Annotated in this window: 13 protein-coding genes; 1 reads left to right on the forward strand and 12 read right to left on the reverse strand. The window is 33.0% G+C overall.

Annotated features, from left to right (window positions below):
* Positions 1–194 precede the first annotated feature (194 nt).
* The 3 genes from FUA22_RS08080 to FUA22_RS08090 form a co-directional block, all read right to left on the reverse strand.
* Complete coding sequence (locus tag FUA22_RS08080; protein WP_147767464.1) at positions 195–377, reverse strand: CPXCG motif-containing cysteine-rich protein; 183 nt, start codon at positions 375–377, stop codon at positions 195–197.
* A gap of 67 nt (positions 378–444) precedes the next feature.
* Positions 445–1269 carry a Two component regulator three Y domain protein gene (locus tag FUA22_RS08085; protein WP_147767465.1) on the reverse strand — a complete coding sequence of 275 codons (825 nt, stop codon included), beginning with the start codon at positions 1267–1269 and terminating at the stop codon, positions 445–447.
* Positions 1270–1367: 98 nt separating this feature from the next.
* Entirely contained in the window at positions 1368–3278 is a 1911-nt protein-coding gene (locus FUA22_RS08090) for an ABC-F family ATP-binding cassette domain-containing protein (protein WP_147767466.1), read from the reverse strand.
* An 84-nt stretch (positions 3279–3362) separates the two neighbouring features.
* Here FUA22_RS08090 and FUA22_RS08095 point away from each other — a divergent pair, with 84 nt between their 5' ends.
* Positions 3363–3746: a DUF983 domain-containing protein gene (locus FUA22_RS08095; RefSeq protein WP_147767467.1), complete on the forward strand. Its 384-nt coding sequence runs from the start codon at positions 3363–3365 to the stop codon at positions 3744–3746.
* Between the two features lie 75 nt (positions 3747–3821).
* On the opposite strand, the gene FUA22_RS08100 is transcribed toward FUA22_RS08095, so the two are convergent.
* The 9 genes from FUA22_RS08100 to FUA22_RS08140 form a co-directional block, all read right to left on the reverse strand.
* Positions 3822–4865 carry an NAD(P)/FAD-dependent oxidoreductase gene (locus tag FUA22_RS08100; protein WP_147767468.1) on the reverse strand — a complete coding sequence of 348 codons (1044 nt, stop codon included), beginning with the start codon at positions 4863–4865 and terminating at the stop codon, positions 3822–3824.
* Between the two features lie 97 nt (positions 4866–4962).
* A complete protein-coding gene (gene porN / locus FUA22_RS08105) occupies positions 4963–5853 on the reverse strand; it encodes a type IX secretion system ring subunit PorN/GldN (RefSeq protein ID WP_147767469.1) in 891 nt (296 codons plus the stop codon).
* Between the two features lie 45 nt (positions 5854–5898).
* Entirely contained in the window at positions 5899–7458 is a 1560-nt protein-coding gene (gene porM / locus FUA22_RS08110; RefSeq protein ID WP_147767470.1) for a type IX secretion system motor protein PorM/GldM, read from the reverse strand.
* Between the two features lie 47 nt (positions 7459–7505).
* Positions 7506–8141, reverse strand: coding sequence for a type IX secretion system motor protein PorL/GldL (porL, locus tag FUA22_RS08115; protein WP_147767471.1), 636 nt, complete (start codon positions 8139–8141; stop codon positions 7506–7508).
* A 72-nt stretch (positions 8142–8213) separates the two neighbouring features.
* Entirely contained in the window at positions 8214–9590 is a 1377-nt protein-coding gene (porK, locus tag FUA22_RS08120) for a T9SS ring complex lipoprotein PorK/GldK (protein WP_170309878.1), read from the reverse strand.
* Positions 9591–9751: 161 nt separating this feature from the next.
* Complete coding sequence (locus FUA22_RS08125; RefSeq protein ID WP_147767473.1) at positions 9752–10918, reverse strand: formimidoylglutamase; 1167 nt, start codon at positions 10916–10918, stop codon at positions 9752–9754.
* Positions 10919–10923: 5 nt separating this feature from the next.
* Positions 10924–13413, reverse strand: a complete 2490-nt coding sequence (gene topA / locus FUA22_RS08130; protein WP_147767474.1) for a type I DNA topoisomerase — start codon at positions 13411–13413, stop codon at positions 10924–10926.
* Between the two features lie 140 nt (positions 13414–13553).
* Positions 13554–14336, reverse strand: a complete 783-nt coding sequence (locus FUA22_RS08135; protein ID WP_147767475.1) for a hypothetical protein — start codon at positions 14334–14336, stop codon at positions 13554–13556.
* A 122-nt stretch (positions 14337–14458) separates the two neighbouring features.
* Positions 14459–15709 (reverse strand): LVIVD repeat-containing protein, encoded by a 1251-nt coding sequence (locus tag FUA22_RS08140; protein ID WP_147767476.1) that lies wholly within the window; start codon positions 15707–15709, stop codon positions 14459–14461.
* Positions 15710–15736 lie beyond the last annotated feature (27 nt).

A 15736-nucleotide genomic window follows, 5' to 3' on the forward strand; every position in this document is an offset into this window, starting at 1 on the left:
GCGGGAACTGGACTCGAACCAGTGACCTTCGGGTTATGAGCCCGACGAGCTACCTACTGCTCTATCCCGCGATATAATTAATCTGAAACAACTTACTTAGCGTTTAACTTTCGGTTCATAATGCCGACCAAATTATTTCGGACTGCAAATATACAATCCTTTTTAGGTTTCTACAAACATAAAATGAGAAAAAATCACTGTTCAATGCTATTTGCTTGAAAACCTGAAATCTCTGATTCAAAAACTTCAAATGAGATTTCGATTGGATTGCAACAAACCTCACAATCTTCAATATAATTCTGAACAATAATAGAATCATCTAACAGCATTGAAATTTCCTGCCAACAATACGGGCATGTGAAGAATTGCTCAATCATGTTTAAAAATAAAAAAGTGGTTTATAATAAACCACTTTTAAAACTAAAAATATAAAACATTACTCTATTATTCTTTTTCAATATCCATTACAGCTGTAGCATTCTGTGAGTTTAACATCATCATACTAGGAGGGTTCTTACCAGAAACACTAATATATTCTTGGTTTAAATTATTGTCACTAACCATAATTGTGGTTAACTTTGTTAAATTCATAAACTCCATAGGAAGTTCTCCCGTTAGTTTATTTGTAGATAACAATAGTTCCTCTAAATCTTGCAATTGGGCAATTTCAACAGGTATTTCTCCTTCCAATCTATTATCCATCAAACTCAACTTTTGCAACTTTGAAAGGGCATATATTTCATTTGGTATTGTCCCAGTTAAAAAGTTACTTCCTAATAAAAGCTCTTTTAAGTTAGTTAAACCCATTAATGAATTTGGAATTTCTCCTGTAAACTTATTACTATATAATTTTAAGGATTCCAATTTCTTTAATTCTCCTAATTCAACTGGAATATTTCCTTCAAAGGCATTCATAAATAATTCTAAAGAAGTTAGCTCTTTTAAACCACTTAGAGATGCCGGTATGCTACCAGAAATTTTATTAAAACCTAAATTAATTTTTCTTAAACCTGAAAGGTTACCAATTTCTTGTGGTAATTCGCCCTGAAGATTATTAAATGGTAAATTAATTTCAACTATGATATTATCCTCCACAGTTACACCATACCAAGTATCTATGGTCGTACTTAAGTCCCACTTGGTGTTCCATTGTTCACCATTTGTTGAATTATATAATGCAATTAAGGCATCTTTCTCGGTAGAAGAAATATTTGCAAATGAATACGCAGTTGTTAATAAACAAACCACTACTAGCTTTAAGGTTTTCATTGTTAGAATAGATTTGGGATTAATTCTGTAACGAAAATACCTCAAAACAAGCTTAAAGACTATTTTAATCGATGAAATACATGAAATTTTAACAAACTCTAATCGATGAACTGCTCAATTTCAAGCTGAATCGCCTCCCATTTCACCATTAATACTTCTAAGTCTGCTTTTTTCTGATGGTAATTATCAAAGAAATTTGGCTTAGAGGAAACTTCCTCATAATTGATTTCAAGCTCTAAATCAATACCTTTTATATCCTTTTCAAGCTGATTGATTTTAGCTTCAACATTACTTAATTTATTATTTAAAGACTTTAACTTTTTCTGTTCTTCGTAAGAATGTTGCTTTTTCTTTTTAGGTTCTTCTTTTATCACCGTTCGCTTTTCAACCTCACGCAAATTCTCTACTTTACGTTGATCTAAATAATAATCAATATCGCCTAAGTATTCTTTTATTTTATGATCTTTAAACTCATAAACTTTATTGGTTAGACCTTGCAGGAAATCACGATCATGCGACACCAATATCAAAGTACCTTCATAACGATTTAATGCTTCTTTAAGTACATTTTTCGATTTAATATCAAGATGATTTGTAGGCTCATCCATTATTAAAACGTTAAAAGGCTGCAACATTAATTTGGCAAGAGCTAGACGATTACGCTCACCACCAGATAGCACTCTCACATACTTTTCAACTTCATCCCCTCTAAATAAAAAAGAACCCAAAATGTCTCGTACTTTACTTCTGTTTTTTTCATTGGCAGCATCAATCATAGTATCTAAAACCGTTTTATTTCCGTCTAAATACTCTGCTTGATTTTGCGCAAAATAACCAAGCTGTACATTGTGACCAAGTTTTAAATGACCATCAAACTTAATATCATTAACTATTATTTTAGCCAAAGTAGATTTACCTTGTCCGTTTTGCCCAACAAAAGCCGTTTTGCTATCGCGTTCAACTAGTAAACTTATGTTTTTAAGCACCTCTTTCTCACCATAATTTTTAGAAACAGTTTCAGCTTCAATAACCACTTTCCCAGGTGTTACTGAAACAGGGAAATTAAGCGTCATCACACTATTATCATCTTCATCAACCTCAATTCTTTCAATCTTATCAAGTTTTTTAATAAGTGACTGGGCCATAGTTGCTTTTGAAGCCTTTGCTCTAAACTTTTCAATAAGTTTCTCTGTGTGCTCAATATGCTTTTGCTGATTTTTTTGAGACGCCAATTGCTGCGTTCTTAACTCCTCACGAAGCACCAAATATTTAGAATATGGCTTTGGGTAATCATAAATTCTACCTAAAGAAATTTCAATAGTTCTATTAGTAACATTATCAAGAAACATTTTATCATGTGATACAATAACAACAGCTCCAGAAGTGTTTTTCAAAAAGATTTCCAACCAAATAATAGATTCAATATCTAAATGGTTGGTAGGCTCATCTAAAAGCAATATATCATTATTCTGAAGTAATAATTTAGCTAATTCAATACGCATACGCCAACCACCAGAAAAAGTATCTGTAAGTTTATCAAAATCTTCGCGCTGAAAACCAAGACCTTGTAAAATTTTTTCGGTATCACCCTGATAATTATAACCACCTAAGATCTCGTATTGATGTTGCATCTCATTAATATCAACCATGAGTTGATGATATCCTTCACTTTCATAATCGGTGCGTTCAGCTAATTGGGTATTAATAGTTTCCATTTTAGCTTCTAACAGTTTGATTTCGGTAAAAGCTTCATAGGCTTCCTCTAAAACCGTTCTTCCAAAAACGAAATCAATATCTTGTTTTAGAAAGCCAATTTTCAAGGCTTTATCTGCTGCTATTTGTCCTGAATCTGGCTCTAACTCTTTAGATAAAATCTTAAGCATAGTAGATTTTCCTGCCCCATTTTTACCAATTAGCCCCACTCTGTCTCCATTTCCAAGTTTAAAAGTAATATCTTCAAAAAGGTATTCTCCTTGAAATGAAATAGATAAATTATGAATATTAAGCATAGAAATGTGACTTTAGTTACAAATTTTAGAACTTTTACAGCTACTTTTGTTTTTTAAAACGCACGCAAAAATACACTAAAATATATGTTTAAAAAAGGAACTAAATTTTATAGTATTATTACCGGCTCTTGCCCAAAATGTCATCAGGAGTCAATGTACTGCAATAAAAATGCTTATATCATAGCAGATACCTTAAAAATTAATGAGTGTTGTTCAAATTGCAATACCAAATACCGGATTGAGCCTTCCTTTTTTTACGGTGCCATGTACGTAAGTTACGCCGTAGGTATTGCCTTTGCTGTGGCCGCTTTTGTAATTAGCAACCTATTTTTAAATGCCAGTTTAAAAGTTACGTTTATTTCAATTGTTGGTACTTTAGTAGTTTTTATGCCTATAATTATGAGGCTTTCCAGAAATATTTGGATTAACTTTTTTATGCATTACGATAAAGATTTAGTTAAGAAATAATTTTTTGGGCGTTACCCTGCGGGTCGCGCTTTGCGCACTACATGGTAGTTTGCTACAATCGCTAACGTGGGCACTTTAGCTAATAAATCGCTTAATATCAATTTCCCGTTCTAAGGCCATCTCATTTTCTATAAAATTATAAAGCTGTTTAGCCACATAAGGGCCTATCATAACACCACGAGTACCAAGCCCGTTCAATACATACATGTTTTTATAAACTAAATGACTTCCAACTAAAGGTCTTCTATCTTTAACGGTTGGTCTTACACCTGCCATTTGATTAACTACTTTAAACGGACATGCCATAAGCATTTTAAGCTTCTCTAAGAGCTCTTCTTTAGCCTTTAATGATGTTTTATTGGTTAAGTCTTTCCATTCGTAAGTAGCCCCAACAATGTATAAATCATTCCCTATCGGAATTAAAAAGGCTGCCGATTTTAAAACAAAATCAATCTTTAATTCTGGTGCGTGAATAATAAGCAATTCTCCTTTGGCTGGAACTAAAGGTAAATGATTAAAAAACGGATTTTGCTTAATTCCAAATCCTTCTGCAAACACAATTTTTTTAGCTTCAAGGGCTTCATATTTAACATAGTCAGGTGTTATTTTTAAAGTCTCATAATCGAAGTCTACTTCAAAAAAACTATTCTGTTTTTTCAAAAAATCTTTATAGGCATCAATTAAAGTCTTTACATCTATTCTTCCAGTATTAAAAACTTCACCAAAACCAAATGGTGCATCAATACTTTCATTGTAGTTCTTAATTATTTTATCAGAAAGAAATTCAGCTATTAATGGTTTATCAGAAGCTGTAAACCAGTTATTCTGTTCTTCGGTTGAAGCAAACTTTCGGTAAACAGGAATTTTATAATCTAACTTAACTTTTAATAATTTTTCTAATGAAGCATAAAAAGGTAAAGCCAATTCAAGTTGTTCTTTACTTTTCCAAACGGAGGTAAACCTTTTTAAAACAACTGGATTATAAAGCCCCCCAGCAACTGCAGAAGATAGTTGGGAACCATTATCAAAAACCACAAAGCTTTTATTGTTCTGCCTAAGCTGTTCGCAGAAATTTATACCTGCCAAACCAATACCAACAACTATATAATCAACTTGCATGTTGCGAAGATAAAAAATTGGATTTCAGACCTTATAGAAAAAACAAAAAAAAAGCCCACTATAAAGTGGGCTCTTAATTTCTATTAATTTATGTGGTTTAATATGTCCACATATCCAGTTCAAAATCTCTAATCTTAGTTTTAATCCTATCAGATTCTAATAATTGCATTAAAGCATTTTGAGCGATATACTCATTAACTTTTCTATCTCCCTGAACATTTTCTTCTTGATAGATATATCCATGAAAACGTCGAGAATTTAAGATATGATCAAATGAGAATGGAATCGCGCTATTTTCATTATTGAAAGATTTAGCTTCATGCAAGACCGCTCTTGCATCAGGAAAAAACACCCAAAATAACTCTACTAAATCTGGTTCTTCTTCGTCAATAAAATTAACATCAGGAGCTACAGGAGCAATACCCAAAAGTCTATATTTCATTTCAGATTGGCGCTTATCAAAATACCACAACCCTTTAATTCTGTATTGGGTAATATCTGCAGCGGTAATATCACGTCTGTTAATATACTCAGCAGATAATTCCTCTCCTGCATTTAATTGTTCAATACCTAACTCGGTTGTATCAATTTTCACCAAAGCGGCTTCAATATCCTTTAATGTTCTTTGTGTTGTAAAATAAGAATCATCATAAATCCTTTCTATCTTTCCATTTTTAATGTTCTTCATAAGCACATCGTACAAAGACCTTCTATCGCTACCGATATTATTGGTATCTACAGGATAGTATAACGGAAAGTTAGCACGCTCGTCAAGAACAATATTCTCCCATGTCATTTTAGAAAACAGAATGTCTCTATCGTCTACATAACCATACGGCAATGCCGTATCATTATCAATAGCTTTCTGTGCTTCCGTTCTTACCCCAATTTCATCAGGGCTTTTAGCATTCAATATATTTGCCTGAGCAAACATACTTGTTGCCGAAAAAACGGTTATAATGGCTAATAAAAAACTTTTACAATTCATCTTTATTTTTTTTAATAGGGCTTAATCTAAGACTATTCTTAAATATTAATTAGTAAGCTCAATAAATACTGGTGATACTTTTTTAAGTATAACACTTACACCACTGGCCTTTGCCTGAATATCAAAAATTTGAACACCAGAACCTCGTTTTGCCTTACGCAAAGCTGATTTAGCCCTACTATCAAGCTTGCTACCACTAACATTTATCGTTGGTTGTCCAGGAACTTTAAATTTAAACCCTGTAACACGTAATGGTAATTCAAAGTCAAAATCATCAAACTTAGCACCAATAGTTGAAATTTCAAGACTATTACGTTGCATCTTAATAGCACCGTCTTCACCTCTGATAGTTCCTGTTGGTTTAGGTAAATCTTTAATTCTGAAGGTTGCATTATCGTTAACAGATGAACCGTCTGGTAGTTTACCTGTAACATTAATTTTAACTTCTCTACCTTTAACAGTAGTAACATCCATAACATAATTACTTCCTCTTACTCTAGATAAACCTTGAGCTCTAGCACTTACATTATTATCTGAAACACCAGCAAATGAAATAGTCATAGGATTTTTAACACCTCTATAAACTACATTCATTTTATCTGCAGAAATTGTAGCGGCATTAGGCTTAGGCACTGTAGCAAATGATTGATCTACTACAACCTCTACATCCTCACCATCTTGGGCAAAAATTAACTTACCTTCAATTTTATGCTCTCCAGGATTACCAGTTCCAACATTTAATTTTACTTTACCATCTTCAATAGTATATTGATCTTCTGTTAATGGTCTACCATCTAAAGTTAATTCTACTCTATTTGGTTTTGTGGTAGCATCTTTTCTACCTAAAACAATTTGACCATCAAATGTTTCTCCATTAAAATAAGCGGATTTAGTAGTCTCTAATAAAGTAGTATAATTTGTCATTGACACTTCACTAGATAGTGTTCCTTGCAACATATTAGATAATACCTCAGACTCTGTAGTCTTAATATCTGCTTGTAATTGTGTCATTTTAGTTAGAGAGGCAACCAAAGGAAATCCTTTATAATGATGCATTAACCAATTTACGGTTCCAGCTCCACGTTTAAGGTCATCTGTGTTAAATTTCTTTTGCACATCCTTTACTACGCTTTCCATACCTTTTTCATCAGCTAATATCTTAGCTACACCATCTCTAAAGGTGGCCATATGATTCATGAATTCTTCTCCTCCAGGTTTCAACTTGTCTCCTTTAAAGAAGTTTTCATCAAGGTAATCTCCCTTATCCATGATCTCATAATCAGTAGGATCATCAACAGTGGCTTTCATTTTAGACTTTAACTCTTCTAAATAATTATTAAAATCAGTTGCTAAAACGTCTATTTGGTGAGCTTTATCTTTTAAAGGCTCATACTTTGCTTTTTGGTCTATAGCTTTTTGGTCTAAACTAGCAACAAATGCTGCGTTACGGGTTGTTGCCGCTTCATTAGACTCTGTAAGCTTTTCGTTCATCAATCCGAAGGCCGAAAGCACTTCTTTAGACATATTTAAGGCCAACATCGCAATGAAGATTAAATACATCAGATTGATCATCTTCTGTCTTGGTGATAAATTATTTCCTGCCATATCTAATTAGGTTTTGGTTAATTAATATAAATTTGGGTAACCCCTAATTAGCTTTTGTTCATTGCAGATAACATACCTCCATATACACCGTTTAACGACGATAAGTTAGATGCTAAAGATTGCATTTGCTCTTTTAATTTAGCGGCATTCTCTACAGACTCTTCATTTAATGATGCTTGTTTATTAATACTTTCTAATTGTACTTTATACAAACTATTTAAAGATTCCATTTGAGCAGCAGCTAATGATAGTTCTTCACCATATTTTCTAGTTGCTTCTAAAGAATCAACAGTAGGAGAAAGATTCTTAGCAGCTCCTTCAAAGTTTTTAATACTATCGCCTAAACTAGCCATTAATTCGCCATCAATTTTAGCGTCTTTTAATAACTCATCTAATTTCTGAGACAATAATCCTTGTGGATTTTGAGCTCCTTTTTCAGCGGCCTGACCTCCAGCTAATTCTGGGTATACTAATGACCAATCTAAATCGTCATCTACTGGTTCAAATGCTGATATAGCGAATATAATTGCCTCTGTAACTAATCCAATAGTTAACATTACATTACCTGTTAAAGGTCCAATTTCAAAATGAATAATCTTAAAAAGTGCTCCAACAATTACAATTGATGCGCCTAATCCATAAGCTAAATTCATAAACTTTTTACTTGCTCTTGACTGTGCCATAATTTTCGGTTTTTAATTTAAGTATGAATACTTAAGTAGGTTAATTAATAGTGTTATTTATTATTGATTTGATTAAATTTTTGTCTTTTTACCGTTTTTAGTATTTACTTGTGTCCCCATATAATCTTGAACGGTTCTAAAGCCAATATAACTTCTTGCAGAATCTGCATATTCATAATCTCTTGAACTTACTTGCAAGAAATAAGCAACATCTTTCCATGATCCTCCACGAACAACTTTGCGCTCATTTTGCATATCATTCACACTTGGATTCACGGTAGACATATATTCATAAGACGATGGATCATATGATGAATTCACCCATTCGGCAACATTTCCTGCCATATTATAAAGATTATAGTCATTAGGCTCATAAGATTTAGCCTCTACTGTATATAATGCTTGATCTGCAGCATAATCTCCTCTCACAGGTTTAAAGTTTGCCATAAAACAACCTCTATCACTTTTTGCGTAAGGACCTCCCCAAGGGAACGTAGCAGCTCTAAGACCTCCTCTAGCAGCATACTCCCACTCAGCTTCAGAAGGTAATCTGAATGCATTAACAAAGTGCGCTCCTTTTTTGTCTTTTTGATAAGTGTTTTTCCATAAGGTCCTCCATTGACAAAAAGATTTGGCTTGTTTCCAAGTAACTCCTACCACAGGGTATTCACCATAAGCATCATGCCAAAAATAGTCATTATGCATTGGCTCATTATAAGAGTAAGAGAAATCTCTTATCCAAACAGTAGTATCAGGATAAACTTCAACTTCCTCTTTAAGAATAACATCTTTTCTTCTTAAACTTCTATCTTTAGCAGCCTTTTGTATATCCATGTAGGTATACTGAAACTTAAATTTAGAAACATCCCAAGTACGTTGTCCATTATAAGACTCTTCCATAGGTAAATACATAGTATCCATAACTTCAGCATAATATTCATCAGGATATTCAGCTGTATCAAATACTAACTCTATATCGTTGTTTAGGTTATAACCTTCATATCCTGTTGGACCAAGACCCGTATAATTCTCATAAATATATTTTTCATATACAGACATATCAGCAGTATCTGCTTCTTTAAAAGCATATTCACCAACACCACCATCTTCAGGAGTCATTCCAACTTCATCAGCTAAAATTGCCAATTTAGTTCTAATAGTAGAATCTCTTACCCAGTTAACAAACTGTCTATATTCACTATTAGTTATTTCTGTTTCATCCATATAAAATGGTCTAACAGTAACAGTTTTTGCTGGAGCATTGTGTACACCGGCTAAATCATCATCTGCTTTACCCATAATAAACGCACCACCAGGAACGAGCTCCATTCCATAGGGCTTTTCTGGATGCCACTTTTTTCCCTTAACACCAACTAACTCACCCCTATCTTTGGAGCCACAACTAGCTAGTAGTATTAGTACTGCGGTTAATAATGTAAACTTTTTCATAATCATAGAAAACTCGAGGTTAATTAATTCAGCTTCATTTTGAGAGCGTAAACATATTTATATATTTTTTAAAAAACAACTATTTTGATAAAAAATTTACATTTCATCGTAAAAAACAAGCATTTAATCGATGAAATTAACCTTTTACCCTGATATTGCTATTAAATACAATTCTTTTGGAACGCTTTATACCAGCGGTCTGGCACCTTATTACTGCAAGCATCTAAATAATCTTGATGCATGCAAGGTAATAACGTATGTCTTTTTAATTTATTATTGATTTCTTTTAAAAAAGGTATCTCAATCCACCATCTACCAGTTTTATTACTTTTATAAAAGATTAATTCTTGGGAGTCTACTAAGGTAATAAATTTTTGATAATTTCTATCATCAGAGAAATCATCATCACTCACCCTATAATTGACTCCTTCTATGAAGTACCAAAGCATTTGAGAAATTAACATAGAAGTAATCTCATCATCTTTGGATGGTTTGTATTCATATATACCGAAAGAAGACACCTTATTACTAATACCCGCATATCTAGAAATTGCACAAATTTCTTTACCATCTAAACCATTAGGAGAGAATTTTTGGTTCAAACTCACCTCTGGACTTCTTACAGATGTTAAATCAATACTTACAATATTAGCATCCCTTAAAACCGGTTCTACAATGGAAATGTTATTTGAAACTTCTCCTAACCTATATGACTCAAAATACAGGTTATCCATTAAATCTATTTCTTCTTGAGAATTAAAATAGGTTTGATAGCCAATGGTAGCATAATTAAATAAGTTATAAGGTTCGTCTAAAATAACTTTTCCAACAAAACTATTATTCTTAATAGGCTTAGTAGAGTCTCCTAAATCAAACTTACTATCTATATTAACTATATTAACCATAGGAATTAAATTATCATAAGCCCTATAATTTGCGTAAGTTAAATCTTGAGACCCCCCTAAAATGACAGGAATGATTTTCTTTTTAACTAATATATTAATAGCTGTTTTTAATGCGAAATAGGTATCCTCAACACTTTCTCCTTTATCAATATCTCCTAAGTCAGCTATAGAAGTATTCCAGCTACCTGGGAAAAGCCCATAAAAGGATTTCCTAATTTCATCCAATTGAAATTCTGCTCCTATATAATTTACATCATTTCTATTTTCTAAAACACCAATTATGGCAATTTGTACCCCTTCTAAATCTGGAATGCCATTCTGTTCTGAATGAATTTTAATTTTTCTTCCTAAAGCTTGCGTTGACAACAGCTCATTATGAGCTAAAACTAAATCTGAAACTGGAGACAGAAAATTAAAATTCATTTATACTATTTCTTTTTTGTGGTTGCTTTTTTTCTAGTAGTTTTTTTCTTTGGAGTTTTAGCCTCTATTAAAGCCTGCGCCTCCTCTAAAGTCATTTTGGAAACATCAACGGTTTTTGCTAATTCAACCTTAATCTTTCCTTTAATAACATTATGTCTTCCCCATCGTGCTTTCTCAACTCTAACACCTTCATCTTCCCAATTATGAATAATCTTATCTATATCCTTTTGGATTTTAGTTTCAATTAATTCCACTATATCTTCATCTGATAGGTTATCCCAATCGTATTTTTTATTTACGTTGATAAACATATTGTTCCATTTAATAAATGGTCCAAAACGCCCTTTACCTTTTTGCACCGGTAAATCTTTATACATATATATAGGTGCATCTGCCTTTTGCTTTTCTTTAATCAAGACTATGGCATCATCTAAATCTACACTTAAAGCATCTACGCCTTTAGGCAAAGACACAAAAGCTTTTCCAAATCTTACATACGGACCGAAACGCCCATTATTAACCTGCACTTGTTCACCTTCATAAGTACCTAAACTTTTAGGAAGCTGAAATAAATCCATAGCTTCTTCAAAAGTAATACTGTTTAGTTGTTGTTCTGGACCTAAACTTGCAAATAATGGTTTCTCTTCTTCTTCAACCGTACCTATTTGAACCATTGGTCCGAATCTACCTAAGCGAACACTTACTTGACGTCCCGTTTTAGGATCTGTACCTAATATGCGTTCACCAGATTCTCTCTCAGCATTTTCCTTTACATCTTCTACTTTTGGATGAAAGTTTTTCCAAAATGCTTTCATCATTTTAGTCCAATCTTCTTCTCCATCAGCTATACTGTCAAAATCTTCTTCAACTTTGGCAGTAAAATTATAATCTAAAATTTGATCAAAATGATTTACTAAAAAGTCTGTAACAATCATTCCTATATCTGTTGGAACCAATTTACCTTTATCAGATCCTACTTTTTCTGAAAGTACCTTATCAGTTAAACTACCATTACTTAAAGTAAGTTGAGCATACTTTCTTTCAACACCTTCAACAGCACCTTTTTCAACATAATTTCTATTTTGAATAGTTGAAATAGTAGGTGCATATGTAGACGGACGGCCAATACCCAATTCTTCTAATTTTTTAACTAAAGAAGCTTCTGTATATCTTGCAGGCGGACGGGTGTAACGTTCTGTTGCAGTAATATAATTATTAAGAAGTCCCTCATTAACTCTCATTGCAGGTAACATGCCTTCTTGCTCTACATTTTCATCGTCGGTACCTTCTAAATACACTTTCAAAAAGCCATCAAAAGTAATAACTTCTCCATTAGCCGTAAAGGCTTCATTATGGGTTGATGCACTAATTCTAACATTGGTACGTTCTAATTGCGCTTCACTCATTTGAGAAGCAATAGCTCGTTTCCAAATTAACTCATACAAACGGGCTTGATCTCTATCAATAGCTACTGAATGCCTTGAAAAATCAGTTGGCCTAATAGCTTCGTGAGCCTCTTGCGCCCCTTTTGATTTTCCTTTATAATTTCTTGGGTTACTATAACTAGAACCATATGCACTTTCAATTGCAGCTTGCGCTCCTTGCCTAGCTTCATCAGATAAATTAGTACTATCTGTTCTCATATAAGTAATCAAACCAGCCTCATATAGACGTTGTGCCATAGTCATGGTTTTACTTACCGAAAAATATAATTTACGTGATGCCTCTTGTTGTAAGGTTGATGTAGTAAATGGTGCTGCAGGCGATTTTTTTGCAGGCTTTTTTTGTAAATCTGCAACTTTGAAATCTGCCGAAGCGTTTTGTTCTAAGAATTTTTGTGCCTCTTCTTTTGTTGAAAAATTCTTCGGCAGTTTAGCTCTGAAAGATTGACCATTTTCGTTTGAAAATTCAGCATCAATTCTATATGACGCCACCGGATTAAACCCTTCAATTTCTCTTTCTTTTTCAACTATTAATCTTACAGAAACCGATTGTACTCTACCAGCCGAAAGACCTCCTTTTACTTTTCGCCATAAAACTGGAGATAATTCATAACCAACAATTCTATCAAGAACCCTACGTGCCTGTTGCGCATCCACCAAATCATAATCAATTCCTCTAGGATTCTCAATGGCTTTTTGAATGGCAGACTTAGTAATTTCATGAAAAACTATACGTTTAGTCTTTTCCTTATCCAACTTTAAAGCTTCAGCAAGATGCCATGCAATAGCTTCTCCTTCTCGATCTTCATCACTAGCCAACCAAACCATTTCTGCTTTTTTAGCTAATTCTTTAAGCTTTTTTACAACTGCTTTTTTATCCTTTGAAACTTCATATTTTGGTTTAAAATCACCGTCAACGTCAACTCCTAACTCCTTTGAAGGAAGGTCTGATATGTGCCCAAAGCTAGACTCAACTTTAAAATCTTTTCCTAAAAATTTCTCAATGGTTTTTGCTTTTGCAGGTGACTCTACTATCACTAAATTCTTCGCCATACTTCCAATTTTGAAGCTACAAATGTATATGAAAAAAAGTTTATCTGTGGCATTTTATGGATTAACTGTAAAATATTTTTCAAAAAAAGCCCGTATTTAACACAGTAAACACGGGCTTTTACAGATCTATTTAAAAATTTTTATTCGGTACTCTCACCAATTTGTTCTATAGCAGTGGTTTCATCAAAACCTATGACTTCTTTATAGATTAAATAAATAGGATGGTACGGAAAAGCTGCCGTAAACAATAAACCAATTCCACATAATAATAGTCCAACTATTTCAGCTAGCAAACCTGAAACTATTAATAATCCAAAGATTAGCAACCATTTTTTATTCCCAAGTTTAAAACTAACTTTTACAATTTCACCAACAGTCAAATCTGGGTTAAAAGCAAAAACTATAGCAAATAAAGACAATGGCACCATTACATAAAATATGGGTAGATAACACAATAAGGTAGCTAAAACAGCAATACCAAAAGAAGCCAACATTAAAACAAAAATCTTACTTAAATATTTTCCTTTAATGAAATAGAAAAAATCTGAAGTAGAAGTCTGCTCATCATTATCTAACTTTCTCATTATTTTATAAAAACCAGCATTTAATGCAATAGAGATTGTCCCTAAAACTAAAATACCGGCAAGTACAAAAACAATGTAAAATAAAGACATACCTGCAATAAAGCTTTCAAATGCATCATTATTAGCATATCCTCCTTCTTGTTGGGCAATTACCACCCCTATTAAAGGCGCATAAAGCACAATAATTAAAGGAAGCATTACAATAAATGTAAATAATTGGAGTAAAAATCCTTGAAGCCATGTCTTTTTGAAGAGCTCAATAGAATCAGTAAAAATGTTTCCAAAATCTAATGTTTTGGCAGCATTTATCTTTTCAATTAAAGAATTAACAGAATTCATCTTTTTATTTTTTGGTTAGAAATAATTGTATACAATAAAGGTAACCGTTTTTAACGATTTGTTACATAATCAAACAAAAAAAATCCGCTTGTAAGCGGATTTCTTCCTCACGACATTATTGTTTAGTTGAGTGAAAATGAGCTTAAAAAGCTAATATTGTCTTCCATATATTTATATTGATACAGCGTATTATCACCTATCATTATTAAACTGTTCTCTAAAGGAATAACATCGGTAGCTTGCACATCTGCAATAGTTCTAACAAGATTCAAATCAACTGGCGTATTCCGGTTAAATAGCTTTAAGCCAGATGTTCCGTCACAAACAAATAACATATTTCCTTTAACACCTAACCCATACGGATTATCTAACGCGTAACGTTCCGCTAACGTTGGGTCTGTTTTATCACTTACATCAATTACTTCCAATACGCTCTCTTGCTCACCACAATTATTTCCACCTCTTATAGTCAAATAGGCATAATCACCATCTACAACAACTGGGTCACAACCAGTCCAGTGAATAAACTCCGATAATTTTGTTGGGTTTTCGGCATCTACTAAATCGTAAATATACATGCCATCAGTACTCCCAACATAAAGGTAACCCTCAGCTTGAAACAAGGTTTCTATATTATTTCCAGCGTAAAACGTTGACGTTTTATTTGGTTCTGATAAGTTACTAATATTAAAAATGGTCATTTCATGAGATTCTACAGTATACAGGTAATTATCAACTATCTGAAAGCGCGCCAAAGAACCACCAGTACCAACACTAGACTCTGCAGATGCCGCCATTACCGCAGTATCAAACACAGCTCTATCAATCCAAATATTTTGTTCAACTTCTTCTCTAGGTCTCTGCTCTAGCTTCCAACCAATTAGTATATCCGTTCCCCAATTGAAGTCTTCATAATCCGTTGCCACTGCTTCCTCTGGAATTCTAAAATTGTACACTTGAAATACATCTTGTAATCGGGCAACCTCCATTACATTATTAATATCCGAAATATTAAAAACTACTAAATCGGTAGCACTATCTGCATACAAATAATCATTCTTTATAGAAATATCTTCATTTCCAGGAATAACTATATATTTAATTGCTTTAGGCTGCTTTGGGTCAGTGTTATCAAGAATATGAACACCTTTGTGTACATCGTTTACAAAAATATAATCACCATAAGCATAAATCTTACCAGCTTGTTTAATGGGTTGTGGTGCAACAATATCAACCATTTTTCTGAACTCTGATTTACTTACAAATTCCGGAGTTGCCACTGTTACTAAATCAAGATTTTCATCATCTTTTTTATTACATGAAAATAAAAAAACTACTACTAATAGGGTTAAAAAAATATTTTTCGTTTTCACAGGGCTTTATTTTTAATGATTTGTCTA

Source organism: Seonamhaeicola maritimus, from assembly GCF_008056315.1.
Taxonomy (GTDB): domain Bacteria; phylum Bacteroidota; class Bacteroidia; order Flavobacteriales; family Flavobacteriaceae; genus Seonamhaeicola; species Seonamhaeicola maritimus.